This window comes from Lacipirellula sp. (assembly GCF_965279485.1).
In the GTDB taxonomy this organism is placed as follows: Bacteria; Planctomycetota; Planctomycetia; order Pirellulales; family Lacipirellulaceae; genus Lacipirellula.
Window position 1 is genome coordinate 1618069 of the sequence record NZ_CBDIIC010000002.1, and the last position, 12216, is coordinate 1630284.

Genomic DNA, 12216 nt, shown 5'->3' on the forward strand with positions numbered 1-12216 from the left:
ACGCAATTATTGACACCGGGATTCTCCGCGATGGCTCTTGGGCGAAAGAAACACCGATTGAAAAAGCCTACGTTCTCGAACCATGCGAGCGTCCGTCGCAGCGGCTTCGAGCATCTTGAATCGCGCCACCTGATGGCCGTCGTCATCAACGAGTTCCACTACGCCCCGGAGAACGCGACAGAGCAAGTCGAATTCATCGAACTTCATAACACCGGCGCCGCGGCCGTCGATCTTTCAGGTTGGCGCATCGACCAGGCGGTTGACTACACGTTCGGTAACGGCGCGTCCATCGCCGCCGGCGGCTACGTCGTCGTCACGCAAAACGCCGCCGACTTCCAGGCGAAGTTCGGCTTCGCCCCGCTCGGGCAATGGGAAACGGGCGATAAGCTCTCGAACGACGGCGAAACGATTGAACTTCACGACGCCGCCAACGCGCTGATCGACACGGTCACTTACAAGCTCGGCTTTCCTTGGCCGACGACCGGCGACTTCGGCAGCTCGATCGAACTGATCAATCCGGCGCTCGACAACGATCTCGCCGGCAATTGGCGTTCGTCCGGCATTTCGTCGACTCCCGGCGCCGGCTCGCGGCTGATCGCCCCCGGCACGACGTGGCAATATCGCAAAGGGATTACCGCCAACCCGCCGACGGTTGCCAACGATCCCGCCAACAATTGGCGGCTCAACGGCTTCGTCACCAGCAACGATTCAGTCGCTTGGCAGTCGGGCCTCGCCTCCATCGGATTCGGCGACGGCGACGACGCCACCATTCTGTCGGATATGCAGAACAGCTATTCGACGTACTACGCGCGCAAGAGTTTCACGCTCAGTAGCTCCGTTCCCGATCGACTCAAACTGCGGATCTACGTCGACGACGGCGCCATCGTGTACCTCAACGGCGTCGAGGTCTCGCGGTTCCACGTCTCTCCCGGCGATAAAAACTTTAACAGCCCCTCCGGCGCCAATCACGAGGCGGAGTGGGAAGAGATTGTCCTCACGGGGATGAGCCAGTACCTGACGCTGGGAACGAACACGATTGCCGTTCACGTGTTGAACGAGTCGCTCGGCAGCAGCGATGCGTCGTTCAATCTGGAACTGGGCATCCCCACCGATACGCTCGGCCTACCGACGCCGGGCTCCCAGAATTCCGTCTACGCCGCCAACTCCGCGCCGCAGATGCGGCAGCTCACGCAATCGGTGCTGCAGCCGGCGAGCGGCCAAGCGGTGACGATCACCATGAAGGTGACCGACCCCAACGGCGTTCAGTCGGTGAAGCTCGACTATCAAACCGTCGACGCCGGCGCCTACGTTCGGCTGAGCGACTCCGCTTATAGCGACGGTTGGACCATCGTGACGATGACCGACGACGGCCTCAACGGCGACGCTGTCGCCGGAGACGGCGTCTATTCCGTGACGCTGCTAGGCTCATTGCAGGTCAACCGCCGACTGGTGCGTTATCGCATCACGGCGACCGATACGCTCGGCGCCTCCGTGCGCGGCCCGTACGCCGACGACCCGCAGCCGAACTTTGCCTACTTCGTCTACGACGGCGTCCCCAATTACACCGCCTCGCTCCGCCCCGGCGTCTCGCCTAACGTCGTCTACAGCGGCGCCAAGCTCGATGACATCGCCACCTACCATCTCATTGCGAACGCCGCCGACATCCAAAACAGCCAGTACAACCCCTCGTATAACGAAGTCGAGTTTCGCGGCACGCTCGTCTACGACGGCGTCGTCTACGATCATGTGCTGTTTCGCAATCGCGGCCAAGCATCGACGTATGCCGTCGGCAAGAACAAGTGGAAGATCGAATTCCAAACGGGCCACTTCCTGCAAGCCCGCGACAACTACGGCAAGCCCTACGCCGAGTTGTGGGATGAGATCAACGTGCTGCCCGGTACGAACCCCTGGTGGCGCAACGACGCGTCGACCGATGGCACGGTGCTATTTGAACCCGCGGCATTCAAACTGTACGAACTCGCCGGCGCCCCGTCGCCAAAGACGCATTACTTTCAATTTCGGGTCATCGACGACGCCTCGGAAACAGGCGCTAACCAATACGGCGGCGACTACTGGGGGCTCTACATCGGCATCGAGCAACCCGACGGCAGCTTCCTCGATGAACGCGGGCTCGACGATGGCACGATCTACAACATGCACGGCGAGGCCTTCGGCGCCACGACCAATCGCCACCAAGGCTCGGAGCTGCCGACCGATCGCTCCGACCTGATCGCCTTCCTCAACGGCGCCGACGGCGGCTATGAGTCACTTGCCTGGTGGGAGGCGAATCTCAACTGGGACGTTTACTTTGCGTGGAACCTCATCAACCACGCCGTGAACAATTCCGACATTCGTCCGAACGAGAACGTCAACTACTACCACAATCAGGCCACCGGGCAGTGGTACGTCATTCCGTGGGATCTCGATCTGACGTTTGAAGACGCTCCTCACTTCGGCCAACCGGTCACGACGCGTGAAAACATTCGCACGCTGTTGCAAGACCATCCTGCGGCCAAGCTCGCTTACCAGAATCGTCTGCGCGAGATCACCGACCTGCTGCTCGGCAACGGCGATGCGGCGAAGGTAATCGAAGAACTCGCCCGCACGCTCACGCTTGGCACGGGCGACCTATCAATCGTCAACGCGAACCAGTCCCAGTGGGACTACAACCCGCAAAAGAACAAGCAAGGCATCTGGTACAAAAACTTTAACGCGAGCCTGCTGCCAAGCCAAACGTTCGACGGCTTGGTCGCCTACATGCAGAGCTATCTCAGTCCCGGCGGCTACGGCTACAACCAAATGGTCTCGCAAGGGAGCGACGTCGGCATTCCTTCGACGCCGACGATCTCCTACATCGGCGCCGCGGGATACGCGGCTGACGGCCTCGCCTTCCAGACCTCGGCGTTCGCCGATCCTCAAGGCGCCGGCACGTTCGCCCGCATGGAATGGCGCGTCGCCGAAGTGAAGAGCGCGTCGAGCGCCAACTTCGTCGCCGGCAACGAGTACGTTTATGAAATCCAAGGCACTTGGGAATCGGGCGAGCTCGCCAACTTCTCCAACCAAGTCAGCGTCCCTAGCGGCGCGATCGCCGCCGGCAACACTTACCGCGCGCGCGTTCGCATGCAGGATAGCGACGGTCACTGGAGTCACTGGTCGTCGCCGGTACAATTCTTGGCCGCCGCGCCGACGAATCTCCCGACGCTGGCGATTACCGAGTTGCACTACAACCCGACGATTGCACCCGTCGGCGTCGACCCGCAAGAGTTAGAGTTTATCGAAGTCCTCAACACTGGCTCGGCGCCCGTCGATCTCTCCGGCGTTCAGCTCACCACGTTCGCTGCAACGCCCTACGTCTTCGCCAACGGCCTGAGTTTGGCAGCCGGACAGCGCATCGTCGTCGCCAAGAACCCGGCGCAGTTCCAAGCGGTGTACGGCCTCGGCGTCAATCTCGCTCCAAGCGGTTACGGGACAGCCAACCTTAGCAACGGCGGCGAGATCATCGTCCTGGCAGCGGCGGACGGCACGCCAATTCAAACCATCGAGTACGACGACGGCGGCCTGTGGCCGACTGCTCCGGACGGAGCCGGGCCGTCGTTGGAAATCATCAATCCGGCAGGCGGAGCGAGCGATCCGAACAACTGGCGCGCCAGCGCGATGAACGGCGGTTCGCCCGGCTGGAATGGCATCCCCGGCATTCCCGGCGACTACGACTCGAATGGCGTCGTCGACGGCAAAGACTTCTTAACGTGGCAGCGGAGCTTTGGCGCGAAGACTCCCGCACTGCTGGGAGCTGACGGCAGCGGCAATTTGCTTGTCGACGCCGGCGACCTCGACGTCTGGAAGAACAACTACGGCGCCGCCACCGTCGCAGCGGTCGTCGCCACGCCGCTCGCCGTCGTTGCGCCAGCCACAATTGCCTTACCTGTCGTCGTCGAGGAGTTGGAAGATCCTCGCGCGAGCGATCGCGACGTTGCTTTCGGCCAAGACCTCAACTTGGCCGGCCTCACTCTCGATAGCCGCTCGCCATGGCCTACGACCGGAGGCAGCGCTGCTTTCGCTTCAGAAAAAACAGCGTCCGAAGCGGCCGCGGCAATTTATCCAACTCCCCATTCAGGCCTCGCAGTTCAGCACTCTTGGGCTGCATCGCGAACGCTGACTGCCAGTCTGCAGCAGCCGAGCGACGCATCTTCCTCGCTGCCAGCTGTCGATGAGGTCTTCGATCGCCTCTGCATCACGCGACAGCCGCACCGCCTCGCGAGCGTCGGTAGATCCCCGCTGCGGCGTGCCTAAACGGCATTAGCGCCGTTAGATTTCCATCATCCCTAGCCTCGGGCTCCGCCCGGGGGTCGCGCCGCGCAAATCGACGGCTGCCAGAATAGTTGCCTACCCTCTCGGCCGAAGTCCAAGATTTCGCGCGCCGCTACGAAGAGGTGGAAGAGCGTTTCAGGAACGAAAACCAACCCAACATTTCCGCAACGCGAGGCGCCACAAGCCCCATCTCGCTGTGGTTCCGCATATCCGCAGGTTTTTTCTCGCGAGCCAAATTGTTCCTTGCTACGCTTGGGGCTCCGCCGCCACGCCGGCCCGAGACGCGAACGGCTGCCACAGCGTGGCATCGTTGCAACCAAGCACTCCGAGCATTTCACCAGATTGCTCCCGCCCATGACGCTAGCCATTGAAACGAAAAAGCTCACGCGGTACTTCGACGACGTGCAAGCCGTCAAGTCGGTCAATCTCGCCGTGCAGCGGGGCAGCTTGTATGGGTTTCTGGGGCCCAACGGCGCCGGCAAATCGACGACGATCAAAATGCTGACGGGCATTCTCGTCCCCTCGTCCGGCGAAATCTCCTTGCTTGGCAAGAATCCCTGGAACAGAGATGAATCGATCGCGATCAAACAGCGTACGGGAGTCGTCCCCGAAGACCTCGCGCTGTTCGACAACCTGACGGCTCGCGAGTACCTCACCTTCACGGGGCGCATGTACTCGATGGATCTCGGCACGATTCGGGCGCGCTCGGAAGAACTCCTGTCGCTGCTCAAACTCGAAGGAGTTGAAAAGAAACTCACCGTCGAATACTCGCACGGTATGAAAAAGAAGCTCGCGCTTGCTGCAGCGATCTTGCCGAACCCCGATCTACTGTTTCTCGACGAACCATTCGAAGGCGTCGACGCGGTGACGTCACGCGTCATCCGCGACATCCTGTCAATTTACGTCGGCCGCGGCTCGACGGTGTTCATCACGTCGCATGTGTTAGAAATCATCGAACGCATTTGCACGCACGTCGGAATTATCGCGAATGGTCAGTTGGTCGAGCAAACCTCTCTGGAGGAACTCCGCCGGGGCAGTTCGCTCGAACAACGCTTCTTGGAGAAGGTGGGACGGTCCGACGCCGAAGAGATCGACCTTGCCTGGCTGAAAGACAGCCCAGTACACATCGATACGTCATCGGCAGTGGCGACGGTCGAACCGCCTAGCGAGGATCGCGCATCATGAATCTTAGCCACCTGAACGCCATCGTTCGCGTGCGTTGGCAGATCACGGCCAACCGCTTTCGCAAGGCCGGCCTCGCCAACAGAATCATCTTATTCACCGTGATGATTCTCGCTGCGATTGGCTCGCTTGGCCTGTTTGTGCTCGCCGTGATCGGCGGCAAGTTTTTTCTTGAGAAGGTTGAACCGTTCTATGTGATTTACGCCTGGGACGTGCTCGCCGCCGCATTCTTGTTTGCTTGGGCAGTCGCCTTGATGGTCGAGTTGCAGCGCTCGGAATTGCTCTCGCTCCGAAACCTGCTCCACCTGCCAGTCTCTCTCTCCGGCGCCTTCTTCCTGAACTACGCGAGTTCGCTCGTTAGCCTGACGGTGCTGTTGTTTCTGCCGCCGATGCTCGGGTTTTGCTTGGCCTCGGTGCTGCATTTTGGAATCAACTCACTGGTCGTATTCGCGCTGCTGGCGTCATTCCTGCTAATGGTGACGGCCGTGTCGTACCAACTGCGCGGCTGGCTCGCGCGACTGATGGAGAACAAACGCAAGCGGGGAACGGTCATCGCCGTCACAACGGCCTTTTTCGTGCTGATTTTTCAGCTTCCCAACCTCATCAATGTCAGAATTTCGCAGACACGCTTGGCCGCCTACCAACAACAAAACGAAGCAGAAGCAACGCGCCTGACCGAACTTCAGCAGCGACTTGAACGGAAAGAGATCGGGCCCGAAGAGTACGCTGCTGCCGTCGAGTCCAGCCAGCAAGAATCAGAGAAGCAACGAGCGGCGTTTCGCGCCGCCAAAACGGCGGCGACCAACCGCACCGCGGCCCTCGCGAATGCGGTATTGCCGATCGGTTGGCTCCCCTACGGTGCGAGTGCGGCCGCGTCTGGCTCTTTCGTATCGCCGTGGCTGTGCGTCTTGGGCAGGTCGACTATCGGAGCAGCTAGCCTGGCACTCGCCTATCGCAGCACGCTTCGCGCTTACACTGGCGCTCACAACAGCGTCTACCAGCCGGTAAAACAGCGTCGAACACAGGCATTCGTCGCGGGTTCCCTCCTGGAAAAACGAATCCCGTTTTTGACTGAGACGCAATCCGCCGCCGCGCTGGCAACGTTTCGCTCGCTTCTTCGTGCGCCGGAAGCCAAGATGGCGTTGCTGACGCCGCTCATCTTCGCTTGCGTTTTTGGGTCGATGTTGGCGACCGGCGCCATCGGCAAACTTCCCGCGGTCGTTCGCCCCTGGATCGGCATCGGCGCTCTGGGAATGTCGTTGTTCGGCATGGCGCAAATGATGCTCAATATGTTCGGTCTCGATCGGCACGGCTTCCGTGCGTACGTCCTCGCGCCGGCGCCGCGGCGAGATATCTTGCTCGGCAAGAACATGGGACTTCTTCCCCTCGCCAGCGTGCTCAGCGCGCTGCTGGTTCTATTCTGCGGCATCGTCGGAAAGATGGAGTTCGCGCATATCGCCGCCACGCTACTGCAAATCATCGTCGCGTACCTCGTCTACTTCACGATCAGCAACTTCACTTCCATCGTCGCTCCCATGGGCATGGCGGCCGGAACCATGAAACCAGTTTCGATGAGCGCGAGCGTAATCGCCTGGCAACTCGCGGCGATACTCCTGGTCCCGGCGGCCTTTATTCCCGCGGCGCTGGCATTAGCCGCGGAACAGTTCGCAGGCGCGATCACGTCGATTCACGACGTTCCGATCTACCTACTGTTGACGGCGCTCGAACTCCCGATCGCGCTCTGGTTTTACAATCGGATGTTGAATCTCGAGGGACGGCTTCTTCAGGAACGCGAGCAAGCAATCCTCGCCGTCGTCTCGAAAACCTCGGACTGATCAACCGAGGTGAGTGGGGGCCCCGGGAACCACTACCGTCGTTTTGTGCAGTTTTCCGCCGATTTTTACATGCCTGCAAGCTCCGAAACGGCTCATCCGGCCCGTCCGCCATCGTTCGCCGATTGCAATCGGCGCCGTCTGTATTAACCTACGATGGAGACGCCGCCCTCCTCCTCGCCTGCCCAATCGCTTGTCATCGCTCCATTCGACGTATAACGCAACGAGTCGCACTCGACGCCGCGCTGCTCGCTTGCCAAGGGAACAGAAGCCGTGAAGAGATTGCTGTGCGTGTTTTCTACGATCGTCGCCTTGTCGACGCACGTTCTGCACGCTTCCGAGTTCGTGTTGATTGATGCTGCAGCGAGCATTGACGTTCCTGAATTCGAAAAATCAGAAAAGGATTTTCCGCAACTGCGGGCGGGCCCCTGGCAAGTTGAGAAGCGGCTCCTGCACGGCGGTAAGCAGGAGGGGACCGAACTTATTGTCGTGAGTAACGGGAAGCTGCGCTTCGGCGTCTCGCCGACGCGCGGCATGAGCGTTGTCTTTCTAGAACAAATCTCCGATGACAAATTTCCCGTCGGATGGAAATCGCCAATTACCGAAGTTGTGCATCCGCAGTTTGTCGACTTGGAAAGTCGCAACGGATTGGGCTGGCTCGACGGGTTCAACGAGTGGATGTGTCGCTGCGGCTTGGAGTTCGCTGGGCATCCCGGCAAAGACGCGTTCACGACCAACACCGGCGAGCCAGGAGAAATGCCCCTCACGCTGCACGGCAAGATCGGCAACACGCCCGCCTCGCGGGTGACGTTCTCAATCGACGAGGCGCCGCCCCACCGCATTCGCATCAAGGGAACCGTTTTTGAACGCTCGTTCCACGGGCCGAAGCTGCGGCTGGAGACGGAGATCTCGACCGTGCCTGGCAGCGAGTCGGTCGAGATCAACGATCGCGTCGCTAACCTCGGCGGCAGCGAGCAGGAGTTCCAACTGATCTACCACACGAACTACGGCGATCCGATCCTCGAACAAGGCGCGAAGATCTTCGGCGCGTTCAAGGCTCTTCAGCCGATGAACGAGCACGCGGCAAAGTCGATCGCGGAATGGAATATGTGCCAAGCGTCGACGCCAGGCTTCGTCGAGCAGGTCTACCTGGCGACGCCGGTTGGCGACGCCGAGGGGCGAACGAGCATCCTTTTGGAGAACTCAACAGGCACGAAAGGGGCGAGCATTAGCTGGAATATCGCCCAACTTCCCTACGTCACGATCTGGAAAAACCTGGACGCGAAGGAAGACGGCTACGTCACGGGCCTCGAACCCGGAACGGGCTTTCCGTTCAATCGGCGCGTCGAGCGCCACTTCGGCCGCGTTCCAACCTTGCAACCGGGGGAGACGCGTGAGTTCGCGCTCTCATTCCACGTTCATCCCGATTCACAATCAGTGGAAAAGGTCCGGCAGCGAATCGAGGCCATTCAACGCCGCCAACCCATGACGGTGACGCCTACGGCGCCCGCGATTCCCGAATTCACGCAGGACGCCGAGTAACTATCTTCCGCCCCCGTAGCGCGGCAACGAACATCACGCTGTAGACTGCCGGACGACTAATTCACAGCCCAGTAAGATATCTCTGGCTGGCGCATCGGGATTGTCGACGCGATCGAGCATCGCACTGAACGCCGCTTCGCCGATCGCAACGCAGGGCTGGCGAATCGTGGTCAACGGCACCCGCAGCAATTCGGCATATTTCACGTCGTCGACGCCGGCGACGCGAACGTCCCCGGGAACGCGGATTCCCAGCTGATCGAGGCTATGCATCAGCTGCCCGGCGGTAACGTCGTTGCCGCAAACGATGCCATCCGGTTTAAGGCGATCGATCACCTTCTTCAGGTTCGTAAGATCACGCGGATCGCAACGGTGAACGAGCTTCGAATCGAACGCACCAGTGTGGTTGACGACGGCCTCCATGAAGCCGGCAATGCGCGCATCAATGGTCGACGCCGAATGCTCGCGCGCGACGAACATCACCCGCTCGCAACCTTGTCGAAAGAAATGATGCGTGATCGTGTAGCCCACGCGGCGATTGTCGACGCCGACCAAGTCGAACCGGCTACGCTCCGGATAGGGAAGGTAGTCGCGATCGAGCAACACCACCGGGATCTGCGCCTTGGTAAGCGTGTCGATGATCTTGTCGTTGACCTCTTCCTGTCCCTCGACGAGTTCGACTGGTGCGAAAAAAACGCCGGCGACGTTGCTCAGCGCGAAGTGTTTGCAAAGCCCCAACGCAAAATCGGCCTCGCCGCTGGGGTCGCTGCGGCGGACGTCGGCGCCCCAGAGAATTGAGTGGCCGTAATCTTGGGCCGCAGCCGCCATCTGAGCGCAGATGGGCTCGAAGATCTCCGTTTTACCTAGGCCCGAAATTAGCAGGCCAAAGCTCCGCGGCATCTGCACTTCGCTGCGCAGCACGAATGTTCCCGAGCCAACTTTCCGTTGCACCAAGCCGTGCGCCTGCAGCTCCTGCAACGCTTTCGCGACGGTCGGCCGAGAGACGCCGAACTCGCGCACGAATTCGGTGTCCGACGGAATTCGGTCGCCTGGTTGCAGCGCCCCGCTGCGGATGCGATCTCGCACCGCGTCGACGATTCGGCGATGTTTGCTTGTGCTCGTTCCCATAGCGGTCGATACATTGGCCGTGCCCAAACTGGCGCTAATGACGGCGGCAGCTCGGGCAGCAGATTGGCGTTCAACGGGGCGGGAGTGCAACATGGTGATCCACGGCGAAGGGGATTATAGAGCCACGCTTACCTAACGTCTAACCGGCGGAATGACCGACCCACAACATTGCATAGTTCGACGAAACGACTGCTAATCTTTGCTCCAAGCTAACTTGAGCCGACGAACATCGAGCTTTTTCACCTCGACCTCGCCGCCAACCGCTCGGATCTCCGGAACGGCGTCCCGATTCTGAGGCGAGTAGTACGAGGCAAAGAAACGCTCTCCGTCGAACGCAAAAGACTCGACGGACAGGCGATCGATCAGCAACCGCAGCTTCACGACGCCTTCTCTTGGCTCCAGATTCTCGAAGACGACGATCTCGTGCGCGTTCCCTTGGTCATCCACTCCCTGCTGCAATAACCGCTTCGACGCCGCGTCGTACTTGAGCGACGCCCCCGCCAGCCGGAACTCCAACTGCTTGGCATTTCCGGGGGCGAATTCGATTTCGAGGTCGACCAGATCGAACGGCTGCTGAGTGGCTAGCAGATTCTCGCCGTCGCCCAGCGCGACGTTTTCGATCACCAGCGATTGGTCGACGAGATTGCCAATTTCCTTAATCGGCTGAGCGAACAGACGCAGATTCCCGCCAACGCGATGCAGCGTCAGTTCGTACGGAAACGACATCTGCTGGTTGAACGGTAGACCGTACTTCTCGGCCGAGTTCGGGCCTCCGCGCATCCAGCCGATCTGCACGGCGCGGCCGTCGTTCATGTTGTTAAACGATTGAGCCGCGTAGAAGTTTCCGCCGCCGGCAACGTGCGGACCCGACTCAGTGTGGAACTCGCGACCGTCGAACGTCCCCACCTCGTAGTCGAAGCTGGCGTCGTAAACGACCGCCTTCATCTCGTTCTTGTCGCCATCGACTGGCAAGAATACCATGTCCATGCACTCAAACGCCCAATCGCGATCAAGGTCCGAAGCATGCTCCCAGTGCACGAGATTATCGGAAGTGAAGAAGCGGACTTTTCCTGGGTTCTGCTTCACCCACAGAACCATCACCCACTTGCCGCTCGGCTCGTGCCAGAAGACTTTCGGGTCGCGCTCGCCGTCGTCGAATCCCTGATTCTCGATCACCGCACGGCCGTCGTTCCAATACGTCCAGGTCTTACCGGCATCCGTGCTGTAGGCCATCGCCTGGTAAAACTTCGGCTTGCCCGCAAAGGTAAAGAACGCGACTAGCGTCTTCTGATCGCCCCGCTGCTTGCCAAGGCTGTTGTTGTGATCAACGACTGCCGTACCGGAGAAGATCGTCCCGGGCTGGCGATCGATACGATACGGCAACAGCGCGTGATCTTGCTGCGTCCAATGCACCATGTCGGGGCTCGTCGCATGGCCCCACGTCATGTTGCCCCACACGGGCGCCAACGGATTATGTTGAAAGAACAAGTGGTACTTCTCGCCGTCGAATACCATGCCGTTGGGGTCGTTTAGCCAACCTTTGCGCGCGGCGAAGTGGAACTGCGGGCGCAAAGGCTCGCTGTAGGAATCATCGTCGCCCGGCGAGGCGGGAATACCCTCCTGCAGCGCGAACTCGCCCATCGAACCAGCGGCAGGCTTGTCCGTCCCCGTGAACGAATCGACGTTAATGTGTCCCCAGCCTCCCCGCACATTGTCGTACACGACGAGTTGTGCACGCTTGCCGAGAAACCGCTTCACGTCGTGACTGGTGAGCGACATCGTTTCAGAATCGGAGCCCGTGGCGAGATCGATTTCCTCGCCGTCGCAACGAAGTTTCACGCCCGCCTGCCCGGCATGATTTCCGCCGCCGATCAGGAAACTGATAAACGGCTTCTTGATGATGAATTCAGGCGAAATGAGCGTGCCGACGGCGTCGTCGGTAAAGGCATCGCCCAGGCGGCCTTCGCGGTCCGTCGCTTTCTCAAATCCGCCAATCCAAAATTCGCCCTCAAGAGCGCTCGACTCCCGACCGCGAACTTGCGGATTGTCGCCCTTCGTCGGCTGGTGCTGAAATGCATCCCCCTCGACCGTCCAACCTTCAAGCGTGCCGACCTCAAAGTCGGAGTTAGGAAACAGCAGTTCATCGGCTCGCACGCCGGCGGATGTGGCCATTGCCAATAGCGCCGAGAACAGCAGAAGCCCGTGCGACGAGCGTTGAGTACGAACG

General features: G+C 60.2%; 6 protein-coding genes. 4 read left to right on the top strand and 2 right to left on the bottom strand.

The window, feature by feature from the left end; all coding sequences use genetic code 11:
• Window positions 1–57 precede the first annotated feature (57 nt).
• The 4 genes from ACQY7R_RS14185 (at window position 58) to ACQY7R_RS14200 (ending at window position 8864) form a co-directional block, all read left to right on the top strand.
• Window positions 58–4290, top strand: a complete 4233-nt coding sequence (locus tag ACQY7R_RS14185) for a lamin tail domain-containing protein (protein ID WP_428306245.1) — start codon at window positions 58–60, stop codon at window positions 4288–4290.
• Window positions 4291–4662: 372 nt separating this feature from the next.
• Entirely contained in the window at window positions 4663–5493 is an 831-nt protein-coding gene (locus ACQY7R_RS14190) for an ABC transporter ATP-binding protein (protein WP_428306246.1), read from the top strand.
• The gene (locus tag ACQY7R_RS14195) at window positions 5490–7325 is read left to right on the top strand and encodes a hypothetical protein (RefSeq protein WP_428306247.1); all 1836 of its coding nucleotides are present in this window, start codon (window positions 5490–5492) and stop codon (window positions 7323–7325) included. The genes ACQY7R_RS14190 and ACQY7R_RS14195 overlap by 4 nt, the downstream gene beginning before the upstream one ends.
• Window positions 7326–7634: 309 nt before the next feature.
• Window positions 7635–8864, top strand: a complete 1230-nt coding sequence (locus ACQY7R_RS14200) for an aldose 1-epimerase family protein (protein WP_428306248.1) — start codon at window positions 7635–7637, stop codon at window positions 8862–8864.
• A gap of 33 nt (window positions 8865–8897) precedes the next feature.
• On the opposite strand, the gene ACQY7R_RS14205 is transcribed toward ACQY7R_RS14200, so the two are convergent.
• Together ACQY7R_RS14205 and ACQY7R_RS14210 are read right to left on the bottom strand one after the other, a co-directional pair.
• Window positions 8898–9989, bottom strand: coding sequence for a substrate-binding domain-containing protein (locus ACQY7R_RS14205; protein WP_428306249.1), 1092 nt, complete (start codon window positions 9987–9989; stop codon window positions 8898–8900).
• A 192-nt stretch (window positions 9990–10181) separates the two neighbouring features.
• Entirely contained in the window at window positions 10182–12161 is a 1980-nt protein-coding gene (locus ACQY7R_RS14210) for a GH32 C-terminal domain-containing protein (protein ID WP_428306250.1), read from the bottom strand.
• Between the last annotated feature and the right edge of the window lie 55 nt (window positions 12162–12216).

Excerpts from the sequence above, each read along its gene's own strand:
- ACQY7R_RS14190 (WP_428306246.1), top strand. The coding sequence starts at position 4,663 with ATGACGCTAGCCATTGAAACGAAAAAGCTCACGCGGTACTTCGACGAC.
- ACQY7R_RS14195 (WP_428306247.1), top strand. The coding sequence starts at position 5,490 with ATGAATCTTAGCCACCTGAACGCCATCGTTCGCGTGCGTTGGCAGATC.
- ACQY7R_RS14205 (WP_428306249.1), bottom strand. The coding sequence starts at position 9,989 with ATGGGAACGAGCACAAGCAAACATCGCCGAATCGTCGACGCGGTGCGA.
- ACQY7R_RS14210 (WP_428306250.1), bottom strand. The coding sequence starts at position 12,161 with ATGGCCACATCCGCCGGCGTGCGAGCCGATGAACTGCTGTTTCCTAAC.